The following is a 16,277-nucleotide window of genomic DNA, read 5'->3' as shown; positions in this document are numbered from 1 at the left end:
TTGGATAGTTAGCCGGCTAAGTATTTTCTGTTTTGGCGCCGAGCGTGTGAATGACTTCGCAGACCAACCTGCTGGACCGCAATGACCAGCCCCTCAAGGGCATCGGCCTGATCTGCCTCGCGACACTACTGTTTGCCAGCCACGACGCCTTGTCGAAATTCCTCTCCGGTATCTACCCCATTGTCATGGTGGTATGGGCGCGTTATCTGGTTCATACCTTATTGATGCTGGTGGTATTTGTGCCACGCACTGGCCTTTCCAGCGTTATTCGTACCAAGCGCCCGGGGCTGCAATTGGTCCGCGCCTTGTGCCTTATTGGTACCAGCCTGCTGTTTACCACTGGCCTGCGGTATATCCCGTTGGCCGAGGCCACTTCGGTCAACTTCCTCGCGCCCTTGCTGGTCACTGCCTTGTCCGTGGTGATATTGGGCGAGCGAGTTACCCGCAGCCAATGGGGCGCGGTGCTCACGGGGTTTATCGGGGTATTGATCGTGGTGCGGCCGGGGGGAGACCTGTTTACCCCGGCCATTCTCTACCCGCTCGGTTCAGCGCTGTGTTTCGGCTTCTATCAGCTGATTACGCGCAAGCTCAGTGATATCGACAGCCCCACCACCAGCAACTTCCTGGCTGGCATATTCAACACGCTGATCATGTCAGCTTTATTGCCGTTCTTCTGGGTGCGCCCCGATTGGCTGCACGCGCTGTTCATGATCGGCCTGGGCACCTGCGGCATGCTCGGCCACCTGTTGCTGACCCAGGCGTTTCGCCACGCACCGCCGGCCATGCTGGCGCCGTTCAGCTATGGGCAGATCCTGTTCGCCGGCATGTATGGCTTCCTGATCTTCGACCACACCCCCGACAGTTGGGCGCTGACCGGCATCGCGGTCATTTGCCTGAGTGGCCTGGCGGTGGCCTGGGCACAACGCAAACGCTGAATCGGCGGCTACGCTCTGTTGGAATTACAACAACAAGAGGTGTGGCCCATGAAGGATTTCAGGCGCTGGCTGCTGGTGCTGTTGGCGGTGCTGTCGCCGCTGGCGCTGGCCGCGGGCAACGACGATGCCAGGGAGGCGGCAGCCGCCAAGGCGCTGCTGGAAAAAGCCCTGGCCTATTACCACGACAACGGCGACAAGGCCTTCGCCGCGTTCAGCCGCCAGGGGCAGTTCATCGACGGCGACCGCTACGTGTTCGTGGTCGACACCCAAGGCGTGATGCTTGCCAGCGGTGGCCCGTCGGCGGCGCTGATCGGGCGCAACGTCAATGACGTCATCGGCCCCGACCTGCAGCAGGCGTTCAAGCAGGCGGTGAACATCCCCGAGGCCAACGGCATCCAGCAGACCGAATACAAATGGCAGAACTGGCAGGACGGCCGCGTGGAGCGCAAGCGCGTGTTCTACCAGCGCATCGGCAACCGCATCCTTGCCGTGGGCTACTACCTGCCGCGCGCCTCGCCGCAACAGGCCCAGGCCCTGCTGGACAAGGCCGTGGCCGCCATCAAGAGCGACCAGAAACAGACCGTGCAGGACATCAACAACCTCAAAGGTGGCTTCCTGCAGGATGACCTGTACGTGTTCGTCGTCGACCTCAACAGCCACCGCTACGTGGCCCACGGCACCAACCAGCGGCTGGTGGGCGTGGACTTCACCACCGTGCGCGACCCCGACGGCAAGCCGGTGGGCGAGCCGATCCTGGCGCTGATGGCCAAGCAGGACAGCGGCGAATATGACTACCGCTGGCGCAACCCGGTGACCAGCCATGTCGAAGACAAGCACGTGTATGTGCGCAAGGTGGGGCTGGTGATGGTTGCGGTGGGTTACTACAGCCGGTGATGTTGCTGCCGTACGCGATTTCGTTGTAGCCGCTGCCGGCAGGCTGCGCTGGCCCGTGAATACGCTGAAAATCTCCAGTGAGGCTCAGGGCCAGCGCAGCCTGGCGGCAGCGGCTACAGGGGTTTGATGGGGGGCGGCATTAGCGCCCGCGCAAGATGGCGTTGGGCATGGCTAGCGCCGCCCCAAGGCCCAGCACCGAAATGGCCGCGCTGCCCAGCAACAGCACCCGGAAGGTCTCCAGCAGCTTGCCGCGCAACGCCTCCTGGGCCGCACCGCTGCTGGCGTGCAGGCTGGCCAGCAAGGCATCGCCCGAGGCGCCATCGGGGCCCAGGTCCAGCCCATGCAGCAAGGCCAGCAGCAGCGCCGACATGCACGCCACGCCCATGGCCCCGCCCAGGGAGCGGAACAGGTTAGTGGTGCTGGTGCCCACGCCAATGTCCTTCTGCTGCACCGCGTTCTGCGCGCCCACCAGTGAGGTGGGGAATTGCAGGCCGGCGCCGAAGCCGGTCAGCAGCATGAACGCGCCACTGAGCAGCAGCCAGTCCGGTGGGGTGAAGGCCAGGCCCAGGATACCCAGGGGGATCAGCACCGCGCCGGTGAGGATCACCGGTTTGTAATAGCCGGTGCGCGCTGTGGTGCGCCCGCCCAGGAAGGCGCCGATCGGCAGGCCGATGGCCAATGGCAGCACGTCCAGTGCCGCGCTGTCGGCGCCGGCACCGGTCACGGTCTGGAAGCGCAGCGGTATCAGCACCGACAGCGAAATGGCCTGGAACGCGGTGAAGAATACCGTGCACCAGCACAGCACCGCCGGGCGAATGGCAAACAGGTGCATGGGCAACAGCGGTTCCGGCGCGCGCCGTTCATGGCGCACGAACAGGCTCAGGGCCACCACTGCCAGTAGCAGCGTGCCCCATACGGGCGCCTCGCCCAGGCCGCGGCCCTGGCCCAGTTCGGTGATGCCCAGCAGCAGCGAGGTGAGGCCGACGATCATCAGCATCGTGCCCAGGTAATCGATCACCGGCTGCCGGCGGTTCACTGCCAGGCCGCGCAGCACCTGGCGGGCGTACAGCCACGCCCCCAGGCCCAGGGGCAGGTTCAGCAGGAAAATCCAGCGCCACGACAGGTACTCGGTCATGTAGCCGCCCAGCACCGGGCCGGCGACGCTGGCCGCCGCGTACATGCTGCTGAAGTAGCCCTGGTAGCGCCCGCGTTCGCGGGGCGGCACGAAGTCGCCGATGATCGCCTGGCTCACCGAGACCATGCCGCCGGCGCCGATGCCCTGGATGATCCGCGCCAGCACCAGTTGCTCCATGCTCTGGGCCATGGCGCAGAACAGCGAGGCGCCGGTGAACAGGCCCAGGCCGATGAGGATCATGCGGCGGCGCCCGTACAGGTCGCCGAACTTGCCATAGATAGGCACGGCCACGGTCATGGCCACCATGTAGCCGGAGATGACCCAGGCCAGCAGGTTGACGTCATGGAACTGGGCGGAGATGGCCGGCATCGACACGGCGACGATGGTCTGGTCGAGGGCGCCGAGGAAAATCGCCAGCATCAACGAGATGAGGATGCTGCGCAGGGCAGGTTGGGGGTGGTTGAGGTTGGTCACGGGGCAGGCCTGCAAGGCAGAGAAACCCCGGCAGCACCGGGGGGAAAGTCCCCCCAGTCTACTAGATAGCTAGCTATGTGTTCTATTCGATTGTTTCATAGGGCAAACCAACGTAGTTCTCGGCGATGGTCTTGCGCCCGGCCTCGGAGCCTACGTAGTAGTCCAGTTCGGTCTGCTGGATGCGCTGGCTGAAGTCGTCGGTGTCGGGGAATTTGTGCAGCACCGAGGTCATCCACCAGCTGAAACGCTCGGCCTTCCATACCCGGCGCAGGCAGACTTCCGAGTACTTGGCCAGCAGGTCGGTGCGGCCTTCGCCGTAGACCTTGCACAGGATGTCGAACAGCGTGCTGACGTCGCTGGCCGCCAGGTTCAGGCCCTTGGCGCCGGTGGGCGGGACGATGTGCGCGGCGTCGCCGACCAGGAACATGCGCCCGTACTGCATGGGCTCCACCACGAAGCTGCGCAGCGGCGCGATGCTCTTCTCGATGGACGGGCCGGTCACCAGGCGCTCGGCGAGGTCCGCAGGCAGGCGGGCCTTGAGTTCGTTCCAGAAGCGCTCGTCGGACCAGTCCTCGACCTTCTCCTCGGCGCTCACCTGCACGTAGTAACGGGTGCGGGTTTCCGAGCGCATGCTGCACAGGGCGAAGCCGCGTTCGTGGTTGGCGTACACCAGCTCTTCGTTGACTGGCGGCGTGTCGGCGAGGATGCCCAGCCAGCCGAACGGGTAGACGCGTTCGAAGGTCTTGATCGAGTCGGCGGGAATGGATTGCCGCGCCACGCCGTGGAAGCCGTCGCAGCCGGCGATGTAGTCGCAGTCCAGGCGGTGCACCTGGCCGTCTTTCTCGTAGGTGAGGTACGGCGCCTCGCCCTTCATGTCGTGGGGCCGTACGTTGCTGGCTTCGTAGACGGTCTGCGCGCCGCAGGCCTGGCGGGCAGCCATCAGGTCGCGGGTGACTTCGGTCTGGCCGTAGATCATCACGGTCTTGCCGCCGGTCAGGGTCTTGAGGTCGATGTGCGCGCGGCGGCCATTGAACGCCAGTTCGAAGCCGGTGTGCACCAGGCCTTCGGCGTCCATGCGGGCGCTGACACCGGCCTTGCGCAGCAGGTCGACCATGCCTTGTTCCAGCACGCCGGCGCGGATGCGGCTGAGCACGTAGTCGGGGGATTGGCGTTCGACAATCACGTTGTCGATGCCGGCCTTGTGCAGCAATTGGCCGAGCAGGAGGCCGGAGGGACCGGCGCCGATAATGGCGACTTGAGTCTTCATTGTTGTCATCCCAGGCAAGGTTCGCAGGGCCCGAGGGCGGCTTGCGAAGTGTTTTTATGATTGGAGTGCCTGCATTTTTCGCTTCAAACGCCGGGTCAGGAAGGTGAAAACCGCGCGTTATTTTGTACTTTTCGCTAATCGGTGCGATTATCGAGTGAAATTCGCGTCCTGGAGTGCGTCACGATGTCACGGCCTGCCGCGCCACCCATTCCGGTGTTCAAGCTCTACGGCGAGGGCCAGGACTGGCTGACCCCCGACCTGCTGCACTGCGAGACCATCCCCAAGCGCAGCCGCCTGTACCACTGGGAAATCCAGCCGCACCGCCACGCCGACCTGTGCCAGCTGCTGTACGTACACGCCGGCCAGGCCGAGATCGAGGTGGAGGGCCAGCGCCGGCTGATTGCCGAGTCGACCCTGCAGGTGGTGCCGCCACTGTTCGTCCACGGCTTTCGCTTTTCCGAGGACATCGACGGCCACGTCATCACCCTCGCCGCGCCGTTGGTCAGTGAGCTGAAAACCTTGCTGGGCGCCGCGGGCGAGGTGCTGATGGCGCCGGCCACCTTCGCCGCCGGCGCGGACCGCGACTACCTCAACACCCTGGTGTCGGCCGTGCAGCGCGAGTACGCCGAGGACCATCCAGGCCGGGATTTGGCCCTGCACTCGTTGATCAACATGATTGTGGTGTGGGTCAGCCGCCAGATGATCCAGCGCAGCCGCGCCGGGCAGACGGTGGAGCGGGGGCGAGAGTATTTCAACGGTTTCACGCGGCTGGTGGAAACGCGGTTTCGCCAGCAGCCCAGCGTCGAGGCGCTGGCCCATGCCGCCGGGCTGTCAGTGGCCCACCTCAACAACGTGTGCCGGGAACTGGCCGGGCAATCGGCGCTACAGATCATTCACCAGCGGCTGTTGCTGGAAGCCAAGCGCAACCTGATCTACACCAGCATGACGGTCAGCCAGGTGTCGGACAGCCTGGGCTTCGCCGACCCGGCGTATTTCTCACGTTTCTTCCGCCGCCTGGCGGGCGTGTCGCCGAGGGCGTTTCGCCTGGCGGGCAGCCTGCCGGCCGAACTCAGCGCATCGCGTTGAAGTTGCCCGAGTGGGGCAGGCACATGGTGTCGCTGCAACTGAGCTCGATGCGCGGGACGTTGCGCGCCTCTTCCACTCGCCAGGCTGCCGTGGCGTAGAGCGCGGCGGCGAGGATGATCAGCAGAGTCATCAGGTAGTTTCTTGTTGTAATGATCATTGCACTCACCTTTGCCATGAAGGGAGGGGGTATGCATCAATCAGTCTAGATCAAGGTTCAAGGCGGTGCCCGGTGTCTACACAAAGTACGTTTACGTGTAAAGGCTGATACGGACTAATTTGCTATCAGGAACCATCTTTTTACTTCTAAAAAGAATCTTGGAAATTAAAATCGACCACAAAACAAACAGTTATATGATCCAATAACTCATCTGTGAATGTGTTACTTTAAATTGACACGTGTGGTCCAACTCTGGAACTATCGACTCATGGCTATGGGCCTTCTCTGGTAGCCATCCAGTAGTGCATTGTTTCTCGAAACCCGCGTCCCAACTGATCCCAGAGCGTTTCTGTGCGGTAGCTTTGACCCGCGCGCCAGGGCTCGATCGCTGCAACTTCTCATACCTTTGGACACGCCCTTTGCCGTCAGCACTTTGACGGGTGGCCGGCGTTCGTCCGCTTTTTATCAACAATAAGCTCCCTCAACGGAAGCATGCGCGCGCCTGGCGCCGTCCCATGCAAAGGGGTCACATCATGTATGGAAAATACCTGGAAACTTCCACCGGCTGCGTAGTGGGTGGCGCCGGGCCTGCGGGCATGGGGCTGCTATTCAATGCCGTGCGCACTGGAACCATTGCTGAACTGGCGCAATATGGGTTGATTATCGTCGATGCCAGCGCCACGCCTGGCATTGGGCGCCTGGGGGAATATCAAATCACCGCCAACTCGGTGGGTGACGTGTTCCTGGACTGCCTGCGCGACCCGGCGATGGCTGAAGTGTTCGCGCCGCTGCAGGCCTCGCCGGCGTACTGGCGTATCCGCGACCAGGCCCAGGAGGCACCGCTGCTGTCGCAGGTGGGCGAACTGCTGCTGGAAGCCTCGCAACTGGTGCTCGATCACATCGTGGCGCGCTACAGCGTGCAATTGTGGAGCGAGACACTGATCACCGAGGTGTTCCACGACCGTGACGAGTACCACATCTGGGTGGAACACCGCGGCCAGAAACAGTGCATTCGCAGCCACGCGCTGGTACTCAACCTGGGCGGGCGCCAGGATCCGCACAATCTGCTCAACGGCCTTGCGGCCCAAGGCCTGACGTTGCCGCCGGCCAGGGCGATCCACAGCGCCGACAGCCTGTTGCGGCTGACGCCCCGGGCGTTGCGCGCCACCTTTGCCACGACGGTGGCCCAGGGCGGTAGTTTCAGCGTGATCGGTGGCTCCCACAGCGCCTTCTCGATGCTGGAAAACATCGCCGTGGCACTGGAACCGCTGGGCCTTGCGCAGGTGAACCTGATCCATCGCTCGTCCATCCGGCTGTTCTACGAGAGCGTCGAGCAAGCGCGGGCCAATGGCTACGCGTTTGATCCGGTCGCGGACGTGTGCCCGATTTCCGGCCGGGTCAACCGTTCCGGTGGCCTGCGCTACCGGGCCCTGGCCGTGGGCCGGGAAGTGCTGGAGCGCGGCGTGGTAGGTGGCACTTCGGTGCGTGCCCGGCTGCTGCAGACCGACGGCAGTGACGTGGAACAGATGCGCGCAGCCAGTGAAGTGCTGCGCACTGCCGCGGTGGTGATGCAATGCACCGGTTACCAACCGCTGCTGCCACAGCTGCGGCGCATGGATGGCACCGCCATCGAGCTGCGCCAGGTGACCGGGGGCCTGGACTCTGACCCCAGCGGCTGCCCTTGCGACCAGGGCGGGCGGCGGCTGCACGGGCTGCACCTGTTCGGGCTGGGCTCGGGGCTGGGTGTCGACCCGCTGTTGGGCAGCGAGCCGTCGTTCAGCGGGCGGATCTACGGCGTCTGGCAATTCCACCATGACGCCAGTCGCGTAGTGATCGATGCGGTGCTGCAGCGCCTGGCTGACCTGGCCAGCCCACCGGCCACGGTGGTGCATGCGCACCTGGAACTGATCCGTGGCTGGCCCGAGCGGTCGTCGGGCAGTGACTGGGCAGAAGCGGCATCGTGACAACCAAGGGCGAACCCAACCGGGTTCGCCCTTTTTTTTGCCCGTAGCAGCTGCCGCAGGCGGCGTCCGGGGCCGCTGCGGTAAGCGTGAAAGATCGCGTTGCCCGGGACGCGGCCTGCGGCCGCTGCTACAGGTGCGGTGTGCACAGGATTTCGCGTAGCAGCTGCCGCAGGCGGCGTCCGGGGCCGCCGCGGTAAGCCTGAAAGAACGCGGGGGTACGGGGAGGCGGGGGCCTCAGCGCAGGCTTGCCTGGCGCGCCAGCCAGTCGATGAACGCCAGCGTGCCTTCGCTGGCGGTGCTGCGCGGCGGCTGCACCAGGTAGTAGGCCAAGCCGGTGCGCACTTTCAGCTCGAAGGGCATGGCCAGCCGCTGCTGCGCCAGGTCCTCGGCAATCAGCGACCAGTCGCCGATGGCCACGCCGGTGCCCTGGGTGGCCACCGACATCGCCAGGTCCAGGGTCTCGAAATGCTGGCCCTGGCTGAGGTTGGGCAGGTTCACGCCGGCACCCGCCAGCCAGGTCTCCCAGTCTTCTTCGTCACGCGTAGGGTGCAGCAGCATGTGCTGCGCCAGGTCCTCGGGCTGGCTGAGCGGCAGCGGGCCGGCCAGCAGCGCGGGGGCGCACACGGGCGTCAGCTGTTCGTCGAACAGGTGCCGCGGTTTTTGCCCGGCCGCCGGTTCCGGGCCGTAGATGATGGCCGCCTCGAAGCTCTCGTGGCGGAAATCCACGCCATGTTGCACCGTAGTGGTCAGCTCCACGGGAATGTCCGGGCGTTCGGCCTGCCAGCGCATCAGCCGTGGCCACAGCCAGCGCATCACGCAGGTGGGCGCCTTGAGTTGCAGGGCCTGGCGCTGGCCGCTGGCAGCCTGCACGGCTTCCTCGATCAGGCCGAACACCTGCTGGATCCGCGGGAACAGCTCGCGGCCCTGCTGGGTCAGGCTCAACCCCCGTGCCTGACGCATGAACAGCGGGTAGCCCAGGTGGCTTTCCAGCCCGGCGATCTGCCGGCTGACCGCGCCCTGGGTGATGTGCAACTGCTGGGCGGCGCGGGTGAAGTTGCAGCATTGAGCGGTGACCAGGAAGGTGTGCAGCGCGGGCAACGGGGGCAGGCGTTTCATCAGCTTCAGCCATGATCTGGGGACATGGCTAGTATGACTATATTTGCCTTGTGCACACCAGCCGCCAACCGCTGAAATGCCGCCTGTTTGCAGAACAATCAACAGGCGGTGAAACAATGGCGACGTGCGGCGAAGTGTTGGTCAAACTCCTCGAAGGCTATGGCGTGGAACAGGTCTTCGGTATTCCGGGCGTGCATACCGTGGAGCTGTACCGCGGGCTGGCGCGCTCGCCCATCGAGCACGTCACGCCACGCCACGAGCAGGGCGCCGGTTTCATGGCCGACGGCTACGCCCGCACCCGCGGCAAGCCGGGCGTGTGCTTTATCATCACCGGGCCGGGGATGACCAATATCACCACGGCCATGGGCCAGGCCTATGCCGACTCCATTCCCATGCTGGTGATTTCCAGCGTGCAGGCCCGCGGGCAGCTGGGTGGCGGCCGCGGCAAGCTGCACGAACTGCCGAACCAGAGCGCGTTGGTGGCCGGGGTCTGCGCGTTCTCGCACACGCTGATGGCGGCCGCCGACCTACCGGCCGTGCTGGCGCGCGCTTTTGCCGTGTTCGACGGCGCCCGGCCGCGCCCCGTGCATATCGAAATCCCTCTGGACGTGCTGGTGGAAGACGCCGACGCCTTGCTGGCCAGCGAGCCGGTGCGGGTGCAGCGCGCCGGTGCCGCGCCCCAGGCCGTGGCCCAGATGGCGCAGTGGCTGCGCCAGGCCCGGCGGCCATTGATTCTGGCCGGCGGTGGTGCCATCGATGCCGCGCCAGCGCTGACATTGCTGGCCGAACGCCTGCAGGCGCCCGTGGCGCTGACCATCAACGCCAAGGGCCTGCTGCCCGCCGCGCACCCGCTGCAGATCGGCTCCACCCAGTCGCTGCCCGCCACCCGTGCGCTGATCGACGAGGCCGACGTGGTGCTGGCCATCGGCACCGAACTGGCGGAGACCGACTACGACATCACCTTCAAGGGCGCCTTCCGCATTCCCGGCACCCTGCTGCGGGTGGACATCGATCCCGACCAGACCGTGCGCAACTTCCTGCCCAAGGTGGCCCTGGTCGCCGACGCCAGCAGCGCCGCCCAAGCCTTGCTGGCCGCCTTGGACGTTGGCTTCCTGCCACCGCGCGAGCCGCAGTGGGGCGCCGCCCGTGCCAGCCAGTTGCGTGCCGCCCTGGCCGCGGAATGGGACGCGCCTACCCGCGCCCAGACGCTGATGCTCGACACCCTGCTGGCGGTGTTGCCCGACGCGGTGCTGGTCGGCGATTCCACCCAGCCGGTGTACACCGGCAACCTGACCCTGGACATGGACCACCCACGCCGCTGGTTCAACGCCTCCACCGGCTACGGCACCCTGGGCTATGCCTTGCCGGCGGCCATGGGCGCCTGGCTGGGCGGCGCGGGCAAGCGCGAGCTGCGGCCGCCGGTGGTGTGCCTGATCGGCGACGGCGGCGTGCAGTTCACCCTGCCGGAGCTGGCCAGCGCCGTGGAAGCGCGCATCCCGGTGATCGTGCTGCTGTGGAATAACCAGGGTTATGAGGAGATCAAGAAGTACATGGTCAACCGCGCCATCGAGCCGGTGGGCGTCGATATCCATACCCCCGACTTCATCGCCATCGCCCGCGCCATGGGCTGCCACGCCCAGGCCGCCAGCAATGTGCAGGCCCTGCGCGAGGCGCTGCACGGCGCCGTGGAGCGCAACGTGCCGACCCTGATCGAAATTGACCAAACTACCTGGATGAGCGAATTCCACCCATGCTGACTTTCCCGCAGAACCTGGCCGGCCTGTACATCGACGGCCAGTGGAGCCACGGGCCCCAGGCCCTGAGCGTCATCAACCCGGCCACCGAAGCCGTACTGGCCCAGGTGGACGGCGCCGATGAAGGCGCGGTCGACCTGGCGGTGGCCGCCGCCCACCGCGCCTTCCGCCAATGGTCCACGACCTCGGGCAGCGAGCGCGCCGGCTACCTGCGCGCCATCGCTGCCGGGGTGACCGCCCAGCGCGAACGCCTGGTGCAATTGCAAGCCTGCAACAACGGCAAGCCGCTGTTCGAGGCTGGCATCGACGTAGACGACGTGATCGCCACCTTCACCTACTACGCCGAACTGGCCGACGGTCTCGACGCGCGGCTGGACAGCCCCGTGCCGCTGCCCACCGACGAGTTCAGCGCCCGCGTGCGCCGCGAGCCGTGCGGCGTGGTCGGGCTGATCGTGCCGTGGAACTTCCCCATGGTCACCACTGCGTGGAAGCTGGCGCCGGCCCTGGCCGCCGGTTGCTGCGTGGTGCTGAAACCCTCGGAGGTCACGCCGCTGGCCGAACTGGAACTGGCGCGCATCATCGCCGCTTGCGGCCTGCCCCAGGGGGTGTTCAACCTGGTGTGCGGCACCGGCCTGGCGGTGGGTGCGCCCATGGCGGCCCATCGGCGTATCGCCAAGATCTCCTTCACCGGCAGCAACGCCGTGGGCGTGCAGGTGATGCAACGCGCCGCCGAGACCGTGAAGGGCGTCAGCCTGGAACTGGGCGGCAAGTCAGCCTTGCTGGTGCTGGAAGACGCCGACCTGCAACTGGCCGTGGAGCTGGCCAGCGGTGGCGGCTATTTCAACGCCGGGCAGATGTGCTCGGCCACCAGCCGCGTGTTGGTAGCGCGGCCTCTGTACGCCGAGTTCGTGCAGCGTCTGCAGGCCCGCGCCGAAGCCATCGTCCAGGGCGACCCCTTCGAGCCGGGCACCGAGATGGGCGCGCTGGTGAACCGCGTGCAGTACCAGCGGGTGTTGGGTCATATCGAGGCCGGCATCGAAGCGGGGGCCACGCTGGTTACCGGTGGCTCGCGGCCGGGCAACCTGCCAACCGGCTTCTTCGTGGCACCCACGGTGTTCACCGACGTGCCGCTGGACAGCGCCCTGTGGACCGAGGAGATTTTTGGCCCGGTGCTGTGCGTGCGGGCGTTCGACAGCGAGGCCGAAGCCATTGCCCTGGCCAACGACAGCGACTTCGGCCTGGTGGCCAGTGTGGTCAGCGCTGACGCGGCGCGTGCCGAGCAGGTGGCCAACGCCCTGCAGGCCGGGTTGGTGTGGATCAACGCGCCGCAGGTGATCTTCCCGCAGACCGCCTGGGGCGGCTACAAGCAGAGCAGCCTGGGCCGCGAGCTGGGGCCGTGGGGCTTGCAGGCGTTCCAGGAGATCAAGCACGTGGTGCGCGCCATGTGATCCAGCTGGCCCGGCTCACACCGTCATGCGCAGGCGCTGCAGGTCGCGCGCCGGCGGGGCGCCGAACAGCCGGCTGTACTCGCGGCTGAACTGCGAGGCGCTTTCGTAGCCCACGCGGTAGCCGGCGGCGCAGGCGTCGAGGCCGTCGGTGAGCATCAGCCGGCGGGCCTCCTGCAGGCGCAGCAGTTTCTGGTACTGCAGCGGGCTCATGGAGGTCATGGCCTTGAAGCGGTGGTGCAGGGTGGACACGCTCAGGTTCACCTCGCGGGCCAGGTCTTCCATGCGCAACGGGTGATCGAAATGGCTGTTCAGCCAGTCGATGGCCTGGGTCACCCGGTGCATCTGGCTGTTGCTCACGGCAATCTCGTACAGCCGGTGGCCCTGGGGGCTGCGCAGCAGGCGATAAAGAATTTCCCGACGCACCAGCGGCGCCAGCATGGCGATGTCCCGCGGCGTATCCAGCAGTCGCACCAGGCGGACCACGGCGTCGAGCAGCGGCGCATCCAGTTGTTCCACATACAGCCCACGTTCGGTGGGCCGCGCCGGCACGCCGGTGGGGCCGGCGGCGGCAATCAGCGCATTGATTTCGCCGGGGTCGATGTCCAGCCGCAACGACAGGCACGGGCTCTGTGGCGACGCTTCCAGGATCGCGCCGCTGACCGGCATGGCCACCGACACCACCATGTAATTCAGCGGGTCATATAGGTAGTCCTCATCGCCCAGGCGCACGCGCTTGCTGCCATTGGCCAGGATGCACAGGGCCGGGCGCATCAGTTGCGGGAACGACTGGCTGCACTGCTCCGAACGGCTGAGGAACAGCGCCGGTATGGCGGATTCAAAGCTGCCGTTGCCGGCGATGTGGCGGTCGATCAGGTCGGCGAGGGTGGCGCGCTGGCTTTCCATGAAAGGGTCCAGCTGCGCGTGGAGACGCTCGAAATCGGTCATGGCGAAGCCTCGGTAGGCGAATGCGTCGAGGATAGTTTTGTGCAAGCGCCGGGGCCAGTCCAATCCTGCGCCATGCTTGCCTGATCCTGCCGATGTTGCCGAACGGGCCAGCGGCCATGGGCCTGGCTGCTGGCGGACATTGGTCCGGTTGCAGCGGGCGGCTGCCTGGGTGTTGTTGCACCCCGGCAGGATCAGGCAAGGCTGGAGCAGGAATCGACTAACGCTGGCTGGCGGCAGCGCTTAATCTCTGTTGCCGTACCACCAGTATCAGCCGACTACGGAGAAACGTCCCATGTCATTACCCACCCCCGTCAGCCATTGCGCTTTCATTCGGGCCCGCGCCGGGCGTTCCGCCGAACTGGGCCAGCGCCTGGAACGCTTGCTGGCGCCCTCGCGCCACACCCCGGGCTGCCTGCACTTTGCCCTGCAGCACTCCCAGTGCGACGAAGACCTGTGGCTGATCAGCGGTTTCTGGGCCAGCCAGCAGGCCATGGCCATCTGGTTCGATTCGCCGGTGATGCAGGTGTTCGATGCGCTGGTGAACGACATGCTGGTCACCAGCCTGGACTTCCACACCTTTAGCGACGTGGACAGCCGCAGCACTTGCGCGGTGCACAAACTCGCGAGTTGAAGCGCTAGAATGCCCGGCTTCACTAAACGCCGGGGCACTGACGATGGCACGCAAAGAGTTTCAACACTTCGAGGCCGTTTCGGCCGTGGTTCCGGGCGAGGGTGGCTATAGCGCAGCCATTGCCGTGAAGGCGCTGGGCGCCGGTGGCGCGCCGCGCTTCCACAAGATCTTGCCAGGCAGCACCTTCGCTACCGCCATGACCGCTGACCAGGCTGCCTGCGACGAGCTGGAAAAACTCGCCGACGTGGACACCGACGGCGAGCTGGTCTGGTAACGGCCTACTGCGGCCGATACATCTTGAACAGGGCCTCGGGGCCCAGCTGGAAGTAGTCGGCGGGGCCGCCGCCACGCAGGATCGGCTGGGCGGCGGCGGTGTCGTAGATACCGTCCTTGAGCAGCCATTTGGCGATGTGCACGGCCACCACTTCCCCCAGGATCAGCCAGCTGGGCACCACCTGCTTGTCGGCCCGTTGCAGCTGGATGATCTGCGTGACCTTGCACTCGAACGACACCGGGCTTTCCTGCACCCGCGGCACCGCGATCACCTTCGACGCCACTGGCGTCAGGCCGCTCAGGCTGAACTCGTCGACTTCCGGCGCCACCGCCGCGCAGCTCTGGTTCATCTGCTCGGCCAGCGGCCGGGTGGCCAGGTTCCAGGCGAACTCGCCGGTCTTCTCGATGTTGTTGAGGCTGTCCTTGCGGCCCACGCTGGAGAACCCGATGATCGGCGGGATGTAGTTGAAGGCGTTGAAGAAGCTGTAGGGCGCCAGGTTCAGGCGCCCCTGCTCGTCGTGGGACGAGATCCAGCCGATGGGCCGCGGCCCGACGATGGCGTTGAACGGATCGTGGGGCAGGCCGTGGCCCTGGGAAGGTTCGTAGTAGTGGATATCGTCGGGCATTGCACGATCCTGGTGGGCAAAGATGCCAGTGTGCCGCCGACAGGACGCGCCACGCAACCGTAGCCGCTGCCGCAGGCTGCGCTGGCCCTGCGGTTCACTGAGAATCTACAGCGAGGCACAGGGCCAGCGCAGCCTGGCGGCAGCGGCTACGGGTCAATCGGTTTCGATGCGCGAATGGGTGCGGGTGTCCTTCATGAACACGTACACCAGCAGCGAACAGGCGATGCACGCCGTCACATACCAGTAGTAGCCGCTTTCCATGCCGATGCTCTTGAACCACAGGGCGATGAACTCGGCGGTGCCGCCGAATATCGAGACCGTCAGCGCATAGGGCAGGCCCACGCCCAGCGCGCGAATTTCGGTGGGGAACAGCTCGGCCTTCACCACCGCGTTGATCGAGGTGTAGCCGCTGACGATGATCAGCGCCGCCATGATCAGGAAGAACGCGCCCCACCAGGTTTCAATGGTGTGCAGGGTGGTGAGGATCGGCACGGTGCACAGGGTGCCCAGCACACCGAAGGCGATCAGGATGGGCCGGCGGCCGATCTTGTCCGACAGCGCGCCGATCACCGGTTGCAGGCACATGAACAGGAACAGCGTGGCGGCCGAGATCATCGTCGAGTCGGTCTTGCTCATGCCCACGGTGTTCACCAGGTACTTCTGCATGTACGTGGTGTAGGTGTAGAACGCCAGGGTGCCGCCCATGGTCAGGCCGACCACGGTCAGCAGTTCCTTGGGATGACGCATCAGCGTGCGCATCAGGCTTTCCTTGGGCGCTTCCTTCTTCTGGCTGAACGAGGCGGTTTCTTCCATGCCCCGGCGCAGCCACAGGGCGACTACCGCGCACAGCGCGCCTATCACGAACGGCACGCGCCAGCCCCAGGCCAGCAGTTGCTCCTCGGTGAGGGTCTGTTGCAGCACGATCAGCACGGCCAGGGCAATGAGCTGGCCCGAGATCAGGGTCACGTACTGGAAGCTGGAGAAGAACCCGCGGCGCTCCTTGGTGGCCATCTCGCTGAGGTAGGTGGCGGAGGTGCCGTACTCGCCGCCCACCGACAGGCCCTGCAACAGGCGTGCGAACACCAGCAATATCGGCGCGCCGACGCCGATGGTTTCATAGCCGGGGGTGAGGGCAATGATCAGCGAGCCGAAGCACATCAACAGCACCGAGGCCATCAGCGCCGCCTTGCGGCCCTTGCGGTCGGCGTACAGGCCCATCAGCCAGCCGCCGATGGGGCGCATCAGGAAGCCCACGGCGAAGATCGCTGCGGTGTTGAGCAGTTGCGCGGTGAGGTCGTTCTTGGGGAAGAACACCTGGGCGAAGTACAGGGAAAACGCGGCGTACACGTACCAGTCGTACCACTCGACCATGTTGCCCACCGAGCCGCTGAAGATCGACTTCAGCCGGCTGGAGGTGGTTTTCGGTGTGGCCTGCGCGCCCGCGGGCAGGCTGGGGGAGATTTCCATGCTGGTTCCTTTTCGTTGTTGTTGTATGGCAGCGAACAGCGTGCCTTGGGAAGGGACATAGCAGGGGGCGTGCCAGGTTGCAGAGGCTTGGTCTAGAGGGGGTGA

General features: G+C 65.6%; 15 protein-coding genes. 8 read left to right on the top strand and 7 right to left on the bottom strand.

Translation table 11 applies throughout. The features are described 5' to 3' along the window. Positions 1-50: 50 nt before the first annotated feature. Positions 51-935: a DMT family transporter gene (locus tag RAM80_RS11895; protein WP_416426700.1), complete on the top strand. Its 885-nt coding sequence runs from the start codon at positions 51-53 to the stop codon at positions 933-935. Between the two features lie 48 nt (positions 936-983). Next, positions 984-1,829, top strand: a complete 846-nt coding sequence (locus RAM80_RS11890) for a cache domain-containing protein (protein ID WP_416426698.1) — start codon at positions 984-986, stop codon at positions 1,827-1,829. A 139-nt stretch (positions 1,830-1,968) separates the two neighbouring features. Here RAM80_RS11890 and RAM80_RS11885 read toward each other — a convergent pair whose 3' ends face one another. Continuing rightward, positions 1,969-3,438, bottom strand: a complete 1,470-nt coding sequence (locus tag RAM80_RS11885) for an MDR family MFS transporter (protein WP_416426696.1) — start codon at positions 3,436-3,438, stop codon at positions 1,969-1,971. Positions 3,439-3,520: 82 nt separating this feature from the next. After that, positions 3,521-4,705, bottom strand: a complete 1,185-nt coding sequence (pobA, locus tag RAM80_RS11880) for a 4-hydroxybenzoate 3-monooxygenase (RefSeq protein ID WP_416426695.1) — start codon at positions 4,703-4,705, stop codon at positions 3,521-3,523. A 183-nt stretch (positions 4,706-4,888) separates the two neighbouring features. Between pobA and RAM80_RS11875 the strand changes: the two genes are divergently transcribed. Further along, positions 4,889-5,791 (top strand): helix-turn-helix domain-containing protein, encoded by a 903-nt coding sequence (locus RAM80_RS11875; protein WP_416426693.1) that lies wholly within the window; start codon positions 4,889-4,891, stop codon positions 5,789-5,791. Here RAM80_RS11875 and RAM80_RS11870 read toward each other — a convergent pair. Further along, on the bottom strand, positions 5,775-5,921 hold the full coding sequence (locus RAM80_RS11870) for a hypothetical protein (protein ID WP_416426691.1): 147 nt from the start codon (positions 5,919-5,921) through the stop codon (positions 5,775-5,777). The genes RAM80_RS11875 and RAM80_RS11870 overlap by 17 nt on opposite strands. 560 nt (positions 5,922-6,481) lie before the next feature. Here RAM80_RS11870 and RAM80_RS11865 point away from each other — a divergent pair. Next, positions 6,482-7,912, top strand: a complete 1,431-nt coding sequence (locus RAM80_RS11865) for a pyridine nucleotide-disulfide oxidoreductase (RefSeq protein WP_416426690.1) — start codon at positions 6,482-6,484, stop codon at positions 7,910-7,912. 234 nt (positions 7,913-8,146) lie between these two features. Here the strand turns inward: RAM80_RS11865 and RAM80_RS11860 are convergent, their stop codons facing one another. Beyond that, positions 8,147-9,028 carry a LysR substrate-binding domain-containing protein gene (locus RAM80_RS11860; protein ID WP_416426688.1) on the bottom strand — a complete coding sequence of 294 codons (882 nt, stop codon included), beginning with the start codon at positions 9,026-9,028 and terminating at the stop codon, positions 8,147-8,149. A gap of 116 nt (positions 9,029-9,144) precedes the next feature. On the opposite strand from RAM80_RS11860, the gene RAM80_RS11855 reads away from it, so the two are divergent. Both RAM80_RS11855 and RAM80_RS11850 read left to right on the top strand, forming a co-directional pair. After that, positions 9,145-10,785, top strand: a complete 1,641-nt coding sequence (locus RAM80_RS11855) for a 5-guanidino-2-oxopentanoate decarboxylase (protein ID WP_416426686.1) — start codon at positions 9,145-9,147, stop codon at positions 10,783-10,785. Beyond that, positions 10,779-12,230 (top strand): aldehyde dehydrogenase family protein, encoded by a 1,452-nt coding sequence (locus RAM80_RS11850; protein WP_416426684.1) that lies wholly within the window; start codon positions 10,779-10,781, stop codon positions 12,228-12,230. The genes RAM80_RS11855 and RAM80_RS11850 overlap by 7 nt, the downstream gene beginning before the upstream one ends. Positions 12,231-12,245: 15 nt before the next feature. Here RAM80_RS11850 and RAM80_RS11845 read toward each other — a convergent pair whose 3' ends face one another. Further along, positions 12,246-13,175: an AraC family transcriptional regulator N-terminal domain-containing protein gene (locus tag RAM80_RS11845; protein ID WP_416426682.1), complete on the bottom strand. Its 930-nt coding sequence runs from the start codon at positions 13,173-13,175 to the stop codon at positions 12,246-12,248. Between the two features lie 292 nt (positions 13,176-13,467). On the opposite strand from RAM80_RS11845, the gene RAM80_RS11840 reads away from it, so the two are divergent. Continuing rightward, positions 13,468-13,806: an antibiotic biosynthesis monooxygenase family protein gene (locus tag RAM80_RS11840; protein WP_416426680.1), complete on the top strand. Its 339-nt coding sequence runs from the start codon at positions 13,468-13,470 to the stop codon at positions 13,804-13,806. A 43-nt stretch (positions 13,807-13,849) separates the two neighbouring features. Then, complete coding sequence (locus RAM80_RS11835; RefSeq protein WP_416426679.1) at positions 13,850-14,080, top strand: hypothetical protein; 231 nt, start codon at positions 13,850-13,852, stop codon at positions 14,078-14,080. Between the two features lie 4 nt (positions 14,081-14,084). Here RAM80_RS11835 and RAM80_RS11830 read toward each other — a convergent pair whose 3' ends face one another. Continuing rightward, positions 14,085-14,705: a flavin reductase family protein gene (locus RAM80_RS11830; RefSeq protein ID WP_416426677.1), complete on the bottom strand. Its 621-nt coding sequence runs from the start codon at positions 14,703-14,705 to the stop codon at positions 14,085-14,087. Between the two features lie 153 nt (positions 14,706-14,858). Continuing rightward, positions 14,859-16,172: an MFS transporter gene (locus RAM80_RS11825; protein ID WP_416426675.1), complete on the bottom strand. Its 1,314-nt coding sequence runs from the start codon at positions 16,170-16,172 to the stop codon at positions 14,859-14,861. Between the last annotated feature and the right edge of the window lie 105 nt (positions 16,173-16,277).

This window comes from Pseudomonas sp. App30 (assembly GCF_047947025.1).
Taxonomy (GTDB): Bacteria; Pseudomonadota; Gammaproteobacteria; order Pseudomonadales; family Pseudomonadaceae; genus Aquipseudomonas.
This window is presented reverse-complemented; position numbering and strand designations above follow the sequence as displayed.

Bases quoted from the DNA above. Each gene is read 5' to 3' on its own strand.
- RAM80_RS11895 (WP_416426700.1), top strand. From the start codon at position 51: ATGACTTCGCAGACCAACCTGCTGGACCGCAATGACCAGCCCCTCAAG.
- RAM80_RS11890 (WP_416426698.1), top strand. From the start codon at position 984: ATGAAGGATTTCAGGCGCTGGCTGCTGGTGCTGTTGGCGGTGCTGTCG.
- pobA (WP_416426695.1), bottom strand. From the start codon at position 4,705: ATGAAGACTCAAGTCGCCATTATCGGCGCCGGTCCCTCCGGCCTCCTG.
- RAM80_RS11875 (WP_416426693.1), top strand. From the start codon at position 4,889: ATGTCACGGCCTGCCGCGCCACCCATTCCGGTGTTCAAGCTCTACGGC.
- RAM80_RS11870 (WP_416426691.1), bottom strand. From the start codon at position 5,921: ATGACTCTGCTGATCATCCTCGCCGCCGCGCTCTACGCCACGGCAGCC.
- RAM80_RS11865 (WP_416426690.1), top strand. From the start codon at position 6,482: ATGTATGGAAAATACCTGGAAACTTCCACCGGCTGCGTAGTGGGTGGC.
- RAM80_RS11860 (WP_416426688.1), bottom strand. From the start codon at position 9,028: ATGAAACGCCTGCCCCCGTTGCCCGCGCTGCACACCTTCCTGGTCACC.
- RAM80_RS11855 (WP_416426686.1), top strand. From the start codon at position 9,145: ATGGCGACGTGCGGCGAAGTGTTGGTCAAACTCCTCGAAGGCTATGGC.
- RAM80_RS11850 (WP_416426684.1), top strand. From the start codon at position 10,779: ATGCTGACTTTCCCGCAGAACCTGGCCGGCCTGTACATCGACGGCCAG.
- RAM80_RS11845 (WP_416426682.1), bottom strand. From the start codon at position 13,175: ATGACCGATTTCGAGCGTCTCCACGCGCAGCTGGACCCTTTCATGGAA.
- RAM80_RS11840 (WP_416426680.1), top strand. From the start codon at position 13,468: ATGTCATTACCCACCCCCGTCAGCCATTGCGCTTTCATTCGGGCCCGC.
- RAM80_RS11835 (WP_416426679.1), top strand. From the start codon at position 13,850: ATGGCACGCAAAGAGTTTCAACACTTCGAGGCCGTTTCGGCCGTGGTT.
- RAM80_RS11830 (WP_416426677.1), bottom strand. From the start codon at position 14,705: ATGCCCGACGATATCCACTACTACGAACCTTCCCAGGGCCACGGCCTG.
- RAM80_RS11825 (WP_416426675.1), bottom strand. From the start codon at position 16,172: ATGGAAATCTCCCCCAGCCTGCCCGCGGGCGCGCAGGCCACACCGAAA.